The sequence below is a fragment of the Acidocella aromatica genome (assembly GCF_014201825.1).
In the GTDB taxonomy this organism is placed as follows: Bacteria; Pseudomonadota; Alphaproteobacteria; order Acetobacterales; family Acetobacteraceae; genus Acidocella; species Acidocella aromatica.
In genome coordinates this window covers 95,622-108,627 of sequence record NZ_JACHFJ010000007.1, presented here as the reverse complement: position 1 = coordinate 108,627, position 13,006 = coordinate 95,622, and the positions used below count along the sequence as shown (strand labels likewise).

The window sequence follows — 13,006 nt, the reverse complement described above, 5'->3', positions numbered from 1 at the left end:
AGGGTTTTCTCAGTCTCAGGCCTTCATCGAGCCAGTATCGATGAAGCGCTGGTGCCAGGAGAGCGCCTCGGACGGCAGGCAGGGGCTCTGCTGGCCGTAGGAGTGCTCGCGGGCGCGGCGGTAGTAGTCCTTCAGCATTGGCTTGTAGTCCGGGTGTGCGCAGTTCTCGATGATCGTCTCCGCGCGCTGCTTCGGGGAGAGGCCGCGCAGATCGGCGAGGCCCTGCTCGGTCACGATCACCTGGACGTCCTGGTTGATGTGATCGACAGGCGAGGCCATCGGCACGATCGCGGAGATCTTGCCGCCCTTGGCGGTGGAGGGGGTCATGAACACGGAGATATAGGCATTGCGCGCGAAGTCGCCCGAGCCGCCGATGCCGTTCTGGATGCGCGAGCCCATCACATGGGTGGAGTTCACGGCGCCGTAGATGTCGGCCTCGATGAGCCCGTTCATGGCGATGCAGCCAAGGCGGCGCACCAGCTCCGGGTGATTGGAGATTTCCTGCGGACGCAGGATCATCTTGTCGCGGTACTGCGCCATGTTGGCGTTCAGGTTCGTCGCCGCTTCCGGCGAGAGCGAGAACGCGGTGGCGGAGGCCATGCGCAGCTTGCCCGAGTTGAGCATGTCCAGCATGCCATCCTGGATCACCTCGGTATAGGAGGTCATGTTCTCGAACTTGGACTTGTTCAGCCCGGCCAGCACGGCGTTGGCGATGTTACCCACGCCCGACTGCAGCGGCAGCAAGTGCGGCGGTAGGCGGCCCTTCCTCACCTCATGCTCGAAAAATTCGATCAGGTGCGCGGCGATGCGCTGGGAGGTCTCGTCCGGCGGGCTGAAGGGCAGGTTGCGGTCCGGGATGTCGGTCTCAACCACGGCCACGACCTTGGACGGGTCGACGCGGAAGGTGGTCTGGCCGATGCGGTCATCCGGGCGCACGAGCGGGATGGGCTTGCGGTTCGGCGGCAGGGCGGTGCCGTAGTAAATGTCGTGCATGCCGTGCAGCGCCGGGTTCTGCCAGGAGTTCACCTCGAGGATGACCTTCTCGGCGCAGTCCAGCCAGGTCTTGTTGTTGCCCACGGAGGAGGAGGGGATCAGCTCGCCATCCTCGGTGACGCCGACGATCTCGACGACCGCCGTGTCCAGCTTGCCGAAGAAGCCCTGCCAAGTCATCGGGGCCACCTGGCTCAGATGCACGTCGAAATATTCCATCTTGCCGGAGTTGATCTTCTCGCGGGCGATGGGGTCGGAGTTATAGGGCAGGCGGAACTCGATGCCGTCGGCCTTGGCCAGGGCGCCGTCCAACTCGGGGCCGGTGGAGGCGCCGGTCAGCACGCGCAGGCGGAACTTCTCGCCCGCCGCGTTGGCGGTTTCCATGTGCTTGGCCAGGGCCTGCGGCACGGCCTTCGGATAGCCCGAGCCGGTAAAGCCGCTCATGCCCACGGTGCTGCCGGGCGTGATCAGCGCCGCGGCCGCCTCGGCGGGCATGACTTTTTCGCGAAACGCGTTGGATTTGATCCGGCTGTCTTGGCTCATCTCGTATTTTCTCCTGCCTAAGAGCAAAATTCTAAAGCCGCCCCGTTCCAGGCAGCTTTACGCCAGGGGTGATAAACGATCCGGTCTGGCTTGGACATAAGGCGGTGCGCCATAATCCGCCTGCCAGCTTTGCGCGCCATGCAGAACATGTTGCGATGCACAATGAAACTCTCGAGTATATCGCCAGAAGAAAGTTTGCTGATCTGGATCGATTGATTTGGATCAATGCAATCCCAGCCGGCAGCGGGCCAGTGGTACCCACTTACACCGGCGGGCATGCGGTGCCGTGATGCCGTTGCGCGCCGCTCCGATGCATGGAGGGGAGATGATCAGCGTGGCGGATAAACCTCAGACTTTTTACGAGCTGATGCGGGCGCAGGGCACATCCCGGCGCTCTTTTCTTAAGTTTTGCAGTCTGACGGCCGCGGCGCTGGGCCTTGAGCCAGTCTATGCTGACAAGATCGCCCATGCGATGGAAACCAAGCCTCGTTTGCCGGTGCTGTGGCTGCATGGGCTGGAATGCACATGCTGCTCGGAATCCTTTATCCGCTCCGGCAACCCGCTTTCCTCGGATGTCATCCTCAAGATGATCTCGCTCGATTACGACGACACGCTGATGACCGCCGCCGGGCATGACGCCGAGGCGATTCTCGATGAAATTCCCAATAAATATCCGGGCGAGTACATCCTGGCGGTGGAAGGCAACCCGCCGCTGAACGAAGATGGCATGTACTGCATCATCGGCGGCAAACCGTTCGTGGAGCGGCTGAAATCGGTCGCAGCAAACGCCAAGGCCGTCATCGCCTGGGGCGCTTGCGCCAGCTGGGGCTGCGTGCAGGCCGCCAAGCCCAACCCCACCCAGGCCGTGCCCATCGACAAGGTGATCACAGACAAACCGATCATCAAGGTGCCGGGCTGTCCGCCCATCGCCGAGGTGATGACCGGCGTGATCTCCTACATCCTCACCTTCGACCGCCTGCCCGAGCTGGACAGCCGCGGTCGCCCGGCAATGTTCTACGGCCAGCGCATCCACGACAAATGCTACCGCCGCCCGCATTTCGATGCTGGCGAGTTCGTGCAGTCCTGGGACGACGAAGGCGCGCGCAAGGGCTATTGCCTCTACAAGATGGGCTGCAAAGGCCCGACCACCTATAACGCCTGCTCCACCGTGCGCTGGAATGGCGGCGTATCCTTCCCCATTCAGTCGGGCCATGGGTGCATCGGCTGCTCCGAGGATAATTTCTGGGATAACGGGCCGTTCTACTCGCGCCTGGCCAATATCGGCGCCGGGTTCGGCGTGGAGGCCACGGCCGATACCGTTGGTGGCACCGCCGCCGCCGCCGCGCTTGCTGGTGTGGCCGCTCATGCCGGTGCCAGCGCCATCAAGCATTTCACCCGCAAGCCGGGTGAGGGAGACAAGCAGTAATGAACGTGCAGACCCCGAACGGCTTCGCGCTCGATAATTCCGGCCGCCGCATGGTAGTGGACCCGGTGACGCGCATCGAAGGCCATATGCGCTGCGAAGTGAATCTCGACAGCAACAACATCATCCGCAACGCGGTCTCCACGGGCACGATGTGGCGCGGGCTGGAAATTATCCTCAAGGGCCGTGACCCGCGCGATGCCTGGGCGTTCTGCGAGCGCATTTGCGGCGTGTGCACCGGCACGCACGCGCTCACCTCCGTGCGTGCGGTGGAGAATGCGCTCGGCATCCAGATCCCCGAAAACGCCAACACCATCCGCAACATGATGCAGCTCACGCTGTGGGTGCATGACCATCTCGTGCATTTCTACCATCTGCACGCGCTGGATTGGGTGGATGTGATTTCCGCGCTGAAGGCCGACCCGAAGGCGACCAGCGCACTGGCGCAGTCCATCTCGCCCTGGGCCAAGTCCTCGCCGGGCTATTTCTCGGATGTTCAGGCCCGGCTGCAGCGCTTTGTCGATTCCGGCCAGCTCGGCCCGTTCATGAACGGCTATTGGGGCAATCCGGCCTATCTGCTGCCACCCGAGGCCAATCTGATGGCCACGGCGCATTATCTGGAAGCACTCGATTTCCAGCGCGAGATCGTGAAGATCCACACCGTGTTCGGCGGCAAAAACCCGCATCCGAACTGGCTGGTGGGCGGCATGGCTTGCGCCATCAACATGGATGCCACGATGGGCGCGGGCGCGCCAGTCAACGTCACACAGCTCAACTTGGTGGCGGATATTATCAGCCGGACCATTCAATTCATCGATCAGGTTTACGTTCCTGACATGAAAGCCATCGCCAGCTTCTACAAGAACTGGGATTACGGCCAGGGCCTCGCGGGCAAGAATGTCATCTCCTACGGTGAGTTCCCGCTCCACGCCAACGACTATACCAATCTGATGATCCCGCGCGGCGCGATCATCAACGGCAATCTCAACGAGATCCTGCCGGTCGATCTCGCCGACCTGGATCAGGTGCAGGAATTCGTTGACCATTCCTGGTACAAATACCCGGACGAGTCGAAGGGCCTGCATCCGTGGGAGGGCATTACCGATCCGAACTTCGAGCTTGGGCCCAACACAATCGGCACCAAGACCAATATCCAGCAGCTCGATGAAGGGGCGAAATACTCCTACATCAAGGCCGCACGCTGGCGCGGCCATGCCATGGAGGTCGGCCCGCTCTCGCGCTTCACCCTCGGCTATGCCCAGGGCAATGCGGAGTTCAAGGATCCGGTGGACAAGCTGCTTACCGATCTCGGCTTGCCGTTCAACGCGCTGTTCACCACGCTGGGCCGCACCGCGGCGCGCGCGCTGGAAGCCAGCTGGGCCGCGCATAAGTTGCAGGATTGCTTCGACCACCTGATCGCCACCATCGCGGCGGGGGACAGTTCCACCGCGAATACCGACAACTGGGAGCCGACCACCTGGCCGTCCGAGGTCAAGGGCGTTGGCTTCGCCGAGGCTCCGCGCGGCGCGCTCGGCCATTGGCTGCACATCAAGGACGCGAAGATCGAGTCCTATCAGGCCGTGGTGCCGACCACTTGGAACGGCTCGCCACGCGACCCGGCAGGCAATGTCGGCGCGTTCGAGGCCGCGCTGCTTGGCACGCCGCTGGCTAACCCAAACCAGCCGCTCGAAATCCTGCGTACGCTGCACAGCTTCGACCCCTGCCTGGCCTGCTCCACCCATGTGATGGCACCGGATGGCGGCGAGCTGGTCCGCGTGCAGGTGCGCTGACCATGAGCGCGCCCGAAACCAACAAAGCGGAGGTGCATGCCCCCGTCTATGTCTATGAGCTTCCCGTGCGGCTCTGGCACTGGGTGACGGCGCCTTGCATCATCATCCTTGCCGCCACGGGCTATCTCATCGGCAATCCGGCTTGGCCGCTCATCGCGGGCGAGCCGTTCCACCACTACGTCATGGGTGACATCCGCTTCATCCATTTCACCGCCGCGTACATCCTCGGCATTGGTTTCCTGCTGCGCGTCTATTGGGTGCTGATGGGCAACCGCTATGCCAAGGAGATTTTCATCCTGGCGGTGTGGCGCAAATCCTGGTGGCACGAGCTGTTCCAGACCCTGCGCTGGTACAGCTTCCAGAAGAGTGAGCCCATGCGCGAAGTCGGGCATAACCCGGTGGCGCAGCTGGCCATCCTCGCGGTGTTTGTGCTTGGTGTTCTGTTCCAGCTCGTCACCGGCTTCGCGCTGTATGGCGAGGGGGCGGGTGGCTGGGCGCACACGCTGTTCACCTCCTGGGTGATCCCGCTCTTTGGCGGCAGCATGGAGGTGCACACCTGGCACCATCTGGCTATGTGGTACATCCTGATCTTCGTCATCGCGCATATCTATCTCGTCATCCGCGAGGACATCATGTCCCGCCAGACCATGATCAGCACGATGATCAGCGGTTGGCGTTATTTCAAAGACAGCCGGTCATGAGAAACATCACCATCCTTGGTGTCGGCAATATCCTGTGGGCGGATGAGGGCTTCGGCGTGCGTGCCGTGGAGACCCTGCATGCGCGCTACGTGTTCCCCGAGAATGTGAAGCTCGTTGATGGCGGCACGCAGGGGTTGGCCCTGCTGCCGCTGGTCGAGGACACGGATGTGCTGATCATCCTGGATGCGGTGGATTTCGGGCGCGAACCCGGCGAGCTGGTACTGGTCGAGGATGACGACGTGCCGCAATGCCTGACCGCCAAGAAGATGAGCCTGCACCAGACCAGCATGGTGGATGTGCTGGGTCTGGCGCGGCTGAAGGACACGCTGCCTTTGCATATTCGGCTCATCGGCGTGCAACCGCTGGACCTGGAGAATTACGGCGGCAGCGTCACCGCGCCCGTGCGTGCGCAGATCGACGCGGCGATCGCCGAAGCTATTTCCTATCTCTCGCGGTTCGGCGTGGTGCCGAGGCTGCGCACCACGCGGGATGCGGCGGCCTCCCTAGGGCCGGACTCCGTGGCGCTGGAAAATTACGAGGCAGGGTCCTTCGCATGAATGCAGATACACCCTCGCCCTCACTGCGCCGCTTGTTACAAATGCCTGGCATTGCCGCGCTGGGGCAGGATGATGTGGAGGGCTTTACCGCTCATGGCCTCACCGCTCTGTTCTTCACCGGCAATCCCACGCGCTACCCGGAGATCGACGATCTCGCCGTGGTGTTGCCGGAGTTGCTGAAGGAGTTTCCTGACAAGTTCCGCGTCGGCGTTATCGACCCGGATGTGGAGAGGAAACTTGCGGTGCGCTTCAAGGTCAGCGTGCGGCCGACCCTGCTGTTCCTGCGCGATGGCGCCGTGGTGCTCAGCCTGCCTCGCATGCGCGACTGGGCGGTGTATATTGAAGAAATCAATAAGATCCTCAGCCCGGAGCGAGCTGCATAATGTCCGTCACGCCGGAAGAAGGCCCCGCCTATCTGCCCATGCCCAGCAGCGTGGCGCAGTATGTTCCGCCGCTGCTGCCCGACGATGCGGAGTTGCGCCAAGCCGGCGAAATCTGGCTGGACCGGATTGAGCGGGCGCTCACCGCCTATAAGCCCGGCGCGCCGCAAATGCTGGATCTGCGCGAAGCCCCCCCGGCGGCTTCGCGCTTCCTGAAGGAGGTTCTTGGCTCTGGCGAGGTTTCGGCCCTGGCGATGGGCAGCCCGGATCTACAGGTGGAAGAGACCATCTTCGCTGGGCTCTGGCGCGTGCGTGGCGAGGGGGTGGATTACCTGGAAGTTGGTGATGTGCCGCAGGTGCTGCGCCAGCGGGCCGCCGCCCCGGTGATGAAGTTGCCGGACCCGGAGACCATCCCGGACGACGTGATCAATGCCCCGCATGTGCTGGCCGAGATTGTCGCGCGCAGCGAGCGCTTCATGGCCACGGGCGAGACGCACAATTTCAACCTTGACCTCGTACCGATGTCGGACGCCGATCTCAGTTGGCTGGTGCGCACGCTGGGCGAGGGCGATGTTGTCATCGTCTCGGCTGGTTACGGCTCCTGCCGCATCCGCTCCACGCATCTGGCCGCCACATGGTGGGTGCAGTTCTCCAACGCCTCCAACCAGCTCATCCTGAACTCGCTGGATATCGCCGAGATTCCCGCCGTGGCCTGCGCCGCGCTGGACGACATTGCCGATTCCGCCAAGCGCGTTAGGGCCGTGCGCGGCATGTATCAATGAGCCAGCGTTGGGAGTGCCGCATCTGCTGGCATGTGTACGACCCTGAAGAGGGCGACGATGTCTGGCAGATTGAGGCAGGCACGGGCTTTGAGGAACTGCCTGAGGACTGGACCTGTCCAATCTGCGAGGCGACGAAGGACAAGTTCATCCGCCTGGGTGAGCCGGATGCATGAGATGTCGTTGTGTGAAGGGCTGGTGCAAACGCTAGAGGACCAAGCCGCCGCGCAGAATTTTGCCAAGGTGCATAGGGTATGGCTCGAAATCGGCGCGCTCGCGGCCATCGAGCCCGAGGCGATGAGGTTCAATTTTCCCATCGTCGCGCGCGGCACGTTGGCCGAGGGCGCGGAACTGGTCACCGAGCTGGTGGACGGCGAGGCTTGGTGCATGCAATGCTCCACCCGCGTGGCGGTGCGCCGCCATGGCGATGGTTGCCCGAATTGCGGCAGCTACCAATTACAGATTCTCGAAGGCCAGCAGATGCGGGTCAAGCAGCTGGAGGTATCCTGACATGTGTGGCGTTTGCGGTTGCGGCGATCATTCCCACGATCATGATCATGACCACGGGCATGATCACCACCATCACCACGGGCCGGAGCACGCGCATGCGCCGGGCCTGAGCAAGACCCGCATGGTGCAGGTGGAGCAGGACATTATGTCCGCCAACCAGCGCCATGCCGATGCCAATCGCCGAGTCTTCACCGGCCAGGGCATTTTCGTCATCAACCTCGTTTCCTCGCCCGGCTCGGGCAAGACGACGCTGCTGGTGAAAACCATCGAGGCGCTGAAAGGCGAGTTTCCCATCGGCGTGATCGAGGGCGACCAGCAGACCGGGCTGGATGCCGACCGCATCAAAGCCACCGGTGTGCCCGCCTACCAGATCAACACCGGCAAGGGGTGCCATCTGGACGCGCACGGCGTGGGCCACGCGCTGGAGCATCTGCCGAGCTTGCGCGGCGGGCTGCTGTTCATCGAGAATGTCGGCAATCTGGTCTGCCCGGCAGGGTTCGACCTCGGCGAGGCGCATAAGGTGGTGGTGCTCTCCACCACCGAGGGCGAAGACAAGCCGCTGAAATACCCGGACATGTTCTATGCCGCCAATTTGATGCTGCTGAACAAGGCCGATTTGCTCCCCTATCTCGATTTTTCGCTGGAGACTGCGCGGGGCTATGCCCAGCAGGTCCATCCGGGCATGGCGTGCCTCACGCTTTCGGCCCGCACGGGCGAGGGCATGGAGGAGTGGCTGGCTTGGCTGCGCCAGGGCGTGGCCGCCGCCGCCCGTCCGAAAGTGCCGCTCTCCGAAGGGACCTAACAAATTCGTGGCAACGCGTCCTCTTCCAGCTCGGGGAGCACGCGGCTGCCGCCGATCGGCGTGCGCAGCACCACCGGGCCGGGTGTGGCGCCGATGCAGCCGATGATCGCTGCTTCCGCCCCGCCAGGCAAAGCCTGCCATGCGGTGAGGGCGGCATCAGCCTCCTCGGGCGCCAGCACCGCAACCACGCGGCCCTCGCAGGCCAGATAAAGCGGGTCATAGCCCAGTATCGCGCACACCGCCTGCGTGCTTTCGCGCACCGGAATATTCGCCTCCTCCAGTTCAATCCCCAGCCCCGTCGCTAACGCGATCTCATGCGCCACCGTGGCCAGCCCGCCGCGCGTGGGGTCGCGCATGAAGCGCAGGCCGCGCAGGGGCAGCAACGCGCGGGTGAGGGGCAGTACGCAGGCGGCGTCGGAGCGGACATCGCCGCGCAGGCCGAAATCCTCCCGCGCCAGCATCACCGCGATGCCATGGTCGCCCACCGGGCCGCTCACCAGAAGCCTGTCGCCAGGACGGATGGCGGACAGCCCCGGTGGGCAGCCCGGCGTGCGCACGCCGATTCCCGTGAGCGTGAAATACACCCCGCCGCCCTGGCCGCGCGGCAGCACCTTGGTATCGCCAGCCACCACACGCACCCCGGCCTCGTGCGCGGCCTCGCCCAGGCTGGCCACCAACTCGCGCAGCAGCGCAACGGAGGTGCCTTCCTCGATCAGTGCCGCCAGGGTGAGGTAGAGCGGTGTGGCGCCGGAGACGGCGAGGTCATTGACCACACCATGCACGCTCAGCGCCCCGATATTCCCGCCCGGAAACCGCGCGGGCTGCACGGTGAAGCCATCGGTGGTGACCATGATCTCGCCTTCCGGCAGGGCGATGGCCGCAGCGTCGGCCTGGGTATCCGGGCGGCCCAGGGCAGGGGCGAAAATCTCCTCGATCAGCGCGCGCATCCGCCGCCCGCCATTGCCATGCGCCAGGGTAATCATCTCATCCATTGCCGTGCTCCAAACTCAATCACCTGGCCGAAGCTCAGGCCCGCATCGTTGCAGGGAATTTTGCGCCCCAGATGCGCCGTAATCCGCGCCGCCCGCAACCGGGCGAGCAGCGCCTCGGCCAGCTTGCGGTTCTGGAACACCCCGCCCGCCAGCCCTACGGTCTTCGCCCCCACGAGCCGGGCAATCTCCACGCCCGTGGCCACCAGTGCGGCGTGGAAGCGCGCGGCGCGTTCAGGGTTGGGCAGGGTATCATCCAGCAGCATCGGTACCAGGGGCGACCAATCCGCCTCCCAGACGCCGCCCACTTCGTGCAACGGCAGAGGAGCGGCATTGGGCAATGGCCCCGCCAGGGCTTCCAGCAGGGCTGGGCCCTGGCCCTCATAGCTGGCGGTATGGCGCAGCCCGAGCAAAGCCGCCGCGCCGTCGAACAGCCGCCCCGCGGCGGAACTCTCATGGCAGTTCAGCCCGCGCGTCCAGGCGGTGTGGAGCAGGGGGTCTGGCACCAGTCCTTCTGGCGGGGTGATGCCGGTATGCCAACACATCGCCGCCCCAGAGCGCCAGGGGGCGCGGGAGACGGCATCGCCCCCTTGCAGCCGTAGCCGCTTCAGCCGCGCCGCCACGCGCCAAGCCCCGGGCCTCCCGAGCAGCGCCTCGCCGCCCCAGAGCGCGCCATCGGAGCCCAGCCCGACACCGTCCCAGGTGAAGGCCAGCATTTCCGCTCCGCCATGCTCGCCCGCCACGGCGCTGGCATGGGCGTGATGGTGCCACACGGTTTCCACGGGCAGGTCCTGGGTGCGTGCCCAGCGCGTGCTAGCGTACCCCTCATGCGCGTCGGTGATCAGCACTTCCGCCCGTACGCCGTAAAGCGCCTGCAGATCCGCCGCCATGCGGGCGAAGGCCGCGTGGGCTGGGGCGTTGTCCAACTCGCCCAGATGCGGGGAGATCACCGCCTTGTTCCCCCAGGCCAAAGCGATGGCTGACTTCATATGCCCGCCCAGCGCCAGCACGGGGCGCCCCAGCGTGAAGGGCAGTTGCATCTCGATAGGGCTGAGCCCCCGCCCGGCACGCAGGATGTGCGGCGCACCGTCGATGATCCGCACCACTGAGTCATCCACCGCACGCTCGATCCTGCGGTTATGGTGCAGGAACCCGTCGGCGATGCCCGCCAGTTCGGCTTCCGCCTGAGCCTCGTCCGTCACCATCGGCTCGCCGGAGCGGTTGGCGGAGGTGGCCACCAAGGCGGCGCCGAAACCTTCCGCCAGCAGGTGATGCAGCGGCGAATCCGGCAGCATCACACCCAACTCGGTGAGGCCTGGTGCAAGGACTTCCGGCAGGCCGGGGCGTTTCTCCAGCAGCAGGATGGGGCGGGAGGGCAGGTGCAAGGCCGGGGCATCCGCCACCACGTAGTCCATTACCCGTGCCTCAGGCAGCAGCAGGGCCAGCGGTTTCTCGGGCCGGTGCTTGCGCGTCCGCAGCCGGGCCACGGCCGCTTCGTCCGCCGCGTCGCAGAACAAATGGTACCCGCCGACGCCCTTCACCGCGACGATCTGGCCCGCCCGCAGCGCCATGAGGCAGGCGGCCAACGCCGCTTCACCCTCCTGGGCGCCGAAACGCAGGCGCGGTCCGCAGTCCGGGCAGGCCACCGGCTCGGCGTGGAAGCGCCTGTCCGCCGGGTTGGCGTATTCGGCCGCGCAGGCCGGGCAGAGGGGGAATTCGGCCATCGTGGTATTGGCGCGGTCATAGGGCAGGGCGCGGATGATGGAATAGCGCGGCCCGCATTGGGTGCAGTTGATGAAGGGGTAGCGGTGCCGCCGCCCTGGGGCTTTCATCTCCGCTAGGCAATCCGGGCAGGGGGCGAGGTCGGGCGGCAGGCCCTGTACGGTTTCTCCCGCCGTGCTGTCCAGGATGGTGAAGCCGGTGCCGGTGAATGCCCCTGGCGAAACGGCATGCAGTTCCGGCCTTGCGGCGGGTGGTGCCTCGGCCAGCAGTGCGGCGCGGAAATCGTTCAGTGTCTCCGGCGCTGCGGCGGCGCAAATCTCCACCACGCCAGCGTTGTTGCGCACCCAGCCCGCTACGCCAAGCTGTTGCGCCAGACGGTACACGAAGGGCCGGAATCCGACCCCCTGGACCACCCCGCCGAGGACAATCCGCTCGCAGGCCAAGGCGTCAGGCCGCTGCCCGCGTGCCTCCCTGCCACCAGATATGGCAGGCGCCCTCATCCGAGACCATGCACGGCCCCACCGGATTCTGCGGCGTGCAGGCGGTGCCATAGAGCCGGCACTGGTCCGGCTGCTTCTTGCCCAGTACCACGGCGGCGCAGTCGCAGCCCGGGGGCATCTCGCCCGCGCGGCGGCGGGGCAGGGCGGAGAATTCGAAGCGGGCGCGGGCATCAAAGCGTTTCCACTCGCCGCGCAGGGCAAAGCCGGAGCGCGGGACCACTCCGATGCCGCGCCAGTTGGCGTCAGTCACTTCCATCACTTCGGCCAGCAAAGCCTGGGCGCGGAGATTACCCTCGGGGGCCACAAGTTCGGCATAGCAATTATCGAGGAACGGCTTGCCCGCCAGCTTCTGCCGCAGCACGGAATACAGCGCCGCCAGCAGCGAATTGGCCGAGAACCCGGCCACCGCCACAGGCAGATGGTACCGCTCCGGGATGAAGCCCCATTCCGAAGCACCCATCACCGCCGCCACATGGCCGGGGGCGATCAGCGCGTCCAGCGCGGCATCTCCGCTTGCCAGCAGCATATCCACCGCCGGCCAAGTGAGGCGCGCGGCCAGCAGCACGGAGAGGTTCTCCGGCACGCCCTGGGCCAGCATGGCGGCCACAGGGGCGGTTGTCGTCTCAAACCCGGCGGCGAAGAACACCACGGGCCGGGCGGGATTGGAGGCGGCCAGGGCCACGGCTTCCTGCGGCGCGCTGATCGGGCGGATATCGGCGCCCTTGGCCCGCGCCTCGGCCAAAGAGCGCACCTCGCCTTTGGCAGCATTGATGGGCACGCGCAGCATATCGCCAAAGGCGACGAGCGTGACATCGCCGGTGAGCGCCAGGGCGATGGCGTCGGCAAGATCCTCCTCGGGGCAGACGCAGACCGGGCAGCCAGGGCCAGAGATCAACTTCACGTTCGGCGGCAGCACGCCGCGCAGGCCGAGTTGGGTGAGGCTGCGCTCATGCCCGCCGCAGACATTCATCACCGCCACGGGATGCGCGATGGGCAGCTCCCCGATGCGCTCCAGCCATCCCTTGGCGGCGGTGAAATCCTCCTTCATTCGCCGGCGACCGCGAGGATTTCGTCGAACAGTTCCCAGCTCAGGCGCGCATCCTCGGGCGTCATCTTCCGCAGCGCATAGCCGACATGGACCATTACATAATCACAGACCTCGACTTCATTCTCGCCGATCATGAACAGGGAGACGTTGCGCTTCACGCCACGTGCCTCGCACTCGGCGTTGAAGCCGTCGATCGCCACCACCTGCATCGGAATACCAAGACACATAGCTACATCACCCCCGCTCCTACCTTACATGCGTCGGTTGCCTGG

At 65.1% G+C, this 13,006-nt stretch carries 14 protein-coding genes; 9 read left to right on the top strand and 5 right to left on the bottom strand.

Annotated elements, in window-relative coordinates; all coding sequences use genetic code 11:
• Nucleotides 1-15: 15 nt before the first annotated feature.
• A complete protein-coding gene (locus HNP71_RS08980; RefSeq protein WP_183266555.1) occupies nt 16-1,533 on the bottom strand; it encodes an acetyl-CoA hydrolase/transferase family protein in 1,518 nt (505 codons plus the stop codon).
• Between the two features lie 334 nt (nt 1,534-1,867).
• Between HNP71_RS08980 and HNP71_RS08975 the strand changes: the two genes are divergently transcribed.
• Genes HNP71_RS08975 through hypB form a run of 9 tightly spaced genes read left to right on the top strand, consistent with a single transcriptional unit; the run spans nt 1,868 to nt 8,475 of the window.
• Nucleotides 1,868-2,959: a hydrogenase small subunit gene (locus HNP71_RS08975; RefSeq protein WP_343062374.1), complete on the top strand. Its 1,092-nt coding sequence runs from the start codon at nt 1,868-1,870 to the stop codon at nt 2,957-2,959.
• Complete coding sequence (locus tag HNP71_RS08970) at nt 2,959-4,746, top strand: nickel-dependent hydrogenase large subunit (protein ID WP_183266554.1); 1,788 nt, start codon at nt 2,959-2,961, stop codon at nt 4,744-4,746. The genes HNP71_RS08975 and HNP71_RS08970 overlap by 1 nt, the downstream gene beginning before the upstream one ends.
• 2 nt (nt 4,747-4,748) lie before the next feature.
• The gene (cybH, locus tag HNP71_RS08965) at nt 4,749-5,447 is read left to right on the top strand and encodes a Ni/Fe-hydrogenase, b-type cytochrome subunit (RefSeq protein ID WP_183266553.1); all 699 of its coding nucleotides are present in this window, start codon (nt 4,749-4,751) and stop codon (nt 5,445-5,447) included.
• On the top strand, nt 5,444-6,004 hold the full coding sequence (locus HNP71_RS08960) for a HyaD/HybD family hydrogenase maturation endopeptidase (RefSeq protein WP_183266552.1): 561 nt from the start codon (nt 5,444-5,446) through the stop codon (nt 6,002-6,004). Before cybH ends, HNP71_RS08960 begins: the two co-directional genes overlap by 4 nt.
• On the top strand, nt 6,001-6,387 hold the full coding sequence (locus tag HNP71_RS08955; RefSeq protein ID WP_246344143.1) for a thioredoxin domain-containing protein: 387 nt from the start codon (nt 6,001-6,003) through the stop codon (nt 6,385-6,387). Before HNP71_RS08960 ends, HNP71_RS08955 begins: the two co-directional genes overlap by 4 nt.
• Nucleotides 6,387-7,166, top strand: coding sequence for a hydrogenase expression/formation protein (locus HNP71_RS08950; protein ID WP_183266551.1), 780 nt, complete (start codon nt 6,387-6,389; stop codon nt 7,164-7,166). The genes HNP71_RS08955 and HNP71_RS08950 overlap by 1 nt, the downstream gene beginning before the upstream one ends.
• Entirely contained in the window at nt 7,163-7,339 is a 177-nt protein-coding gene (locus HNP71_RS08945; RefSeq protein WP_183266550.1) for a rubredoxin, read from the top strand. The genes HNP71_RS08950 and HNP71_RS08945 overlap by 4 nt, the downstream gene beginning before the upstream one ends.
• A 1-nt stretch (nt 7,340) precedes the next feature.
• Complete coding sequence (hypA, locus tag HNP71_RS08940; RefSeq protein WP_246344142.1) at nt 7,341-7,673, top strand: hydrogenase maturation nickel metallochaperone HypA; 333 nt, start codon at nt 7,341-7,343, stop codon at nt 7,671-7,673.
• Between the two features lies 1 nt (nt 7,674).
• Nucleotides 7,675-8,475 carry a hydrogenase nickel incorporation protein HypB gene (hypB, locus tag HNP71_RS08935; protein WP_183266548.1) on the top strand — a complete coding sequence of 267 codons (801 nt, stop codon included), beginning with the start codon at nt 7,675-7,677 and terminating at the stop codon, nt 8,473-8,475.
• Here the strand turns inward: hypB and hypE are convergent.
• Genes hypE through HNP71_RS08915 form a run of 4 tightly spaced genes read right to left on the bottom strand, consistent with a single transcriptional unit; the run spans nt 8,472 to nt 12,961 of the window.
• A complete protein-coding gene (hypE, locus tag HNP71_RS08930; RefSeq protein ID WP_183266547.1) occupies nt 8,472-9,467 on the bottom strand; it encodes a hydrogenase expression/formation protein HypE in 996 nt (331 codons plus the stop codon). The two genes, hypB and hypE, sit on opposite strands and share 4 nt — an antisense overlap.
• Entirely contained in the window at nt 9,455-11,686 is a 2,232-nt protein-coding gene (gene hypF / locus HNP71_RS08925) for a carbamoyltransferase HypF (RefSeq protein ID WP_183266546.1), read from the bottom strand. The genes hypE and hypF overlap by 13 nt, the downstream gene beginning before the upstream one ends.
• A complete protein-coding gene (gene hypD, locus HNP71_RS08920; RefSeq protein ID WP_183266545.1) occupies nt 11,634-12,734 on the bottom strand; it encodes a hydrogenase formation protein HypD in 1,101 nt (366 codons plus the stop codon). Before hypD ends, hypF begins: the two co-directional genes overlap by 53 nt.
• Nucleotides 12,731-12,961 carry a HypC/HybG/HupF family hydrogenase formation chaperone gene (locus tag HNP71_RS08915; protein WP_183266544.1) on the bottom strand — a complete coding sequence of 77 codons (231 nt, stop codon included), beginning with the start codon at nt 12,959-12,961 and terminating at the stop codon, nt 12,731-12,733. The genes hypD and HNP71_RS08915 overlap by 4 nt, the downstream gene beginning before the upstream one ends.
• Nucleotides 12,962-13,006 lie beyond the last annotated feature (45 nt).

Bases quoted from the DNA above. Each gene is read 5' to 3' on its own strand.
- HNP71_RS08980 (WP_183266555.1), bottom strand. From the start codon at position 1,533: ATGAGCCAAGACAGCCGGATCAAATCCAACGCGTTTCGCGAAAAAGTC.
- HNP71_RS08970 (WP_183266554.1), top strand. From the start codon at position 2,959: ATGAACGTGCAGACCCCGAACGGCTTCGCGCTCGATAATTCCGGCCGC.
- cybH (WP_183266553.1), top strand. From the start codon at position 4,749: ATGAGCGCGCCCGAAACCAACAAAGCGGAGGTGCATGCCCCCGTCTAT.
- HNP71_RS08960 (WP_183266552.1), top strand. From the start codon at position 5,444: ATGAGAAACATCACCATCCTTGGTGTCGGCAATATCCTGTGGGCGGAT.
- HNP71_RS08955 (WP_246344143.1), top strand. From the start codon at position 6,001: ATGAATGCAGATACACCCTCGCCCTCACTGCGCCGCTTGTTACAAATG.
- HNP71_RS08950 (WP_183266551.1), top strand. From the start codon at position 6,387: ATGTCCGTCACGCCGGAAGAAGGCCCCGCCTATCTGCCCATGCCCAGC.
- HNP71_RS08945 (WP_183266550.1), top strand. From the start codon at position 7,163: ATGAGCCAGCGTTGGGAGTGCCGCATCTGCTGGCATGTGTACGACCCT.
- hypA (WP_246344142.1), top strand. From the start codon at position 7,341: ATGTCGTTGTGTGAAGGGCTGGTGCAAACGCTAGAGGACCAAGCCGCC.
- hypB (WP_183266548.1), top strand. From the start codon at position 7,675: ATGTGTGGCGTTTGCGGTTGCGGCGATCATTCCCACGATCATGATCAT.
- hypE (WP_183266547.1), bottom strand. From the start codon at position 9,467: ATGGATGAGATGATTACCCTGGCGCATGGCAATGGCGGGCGGCGGATG.
- hypF (WP_183266546.1), bottom strand. From the start codon at position 11,686: ATGAGGGCGCCTGCCATATCTGGTGGCAGGGAGGCACGCGGGCAGCGG.
- hypD (WP_183266545.1), bottom strand. From the start codon at position 12,734: ATGAAGGAGGATTTCACCGCCGCCAAGGGATGGCTGGAGCGCATCGGG.
- HNP71_RS08915 (WP_183266544.1), bottom strand. From the start codon at position 12,961: ATGTGTCTTGGTATTCCGATGCAGGTGGTGGCGATCGACGGCTTCAAC.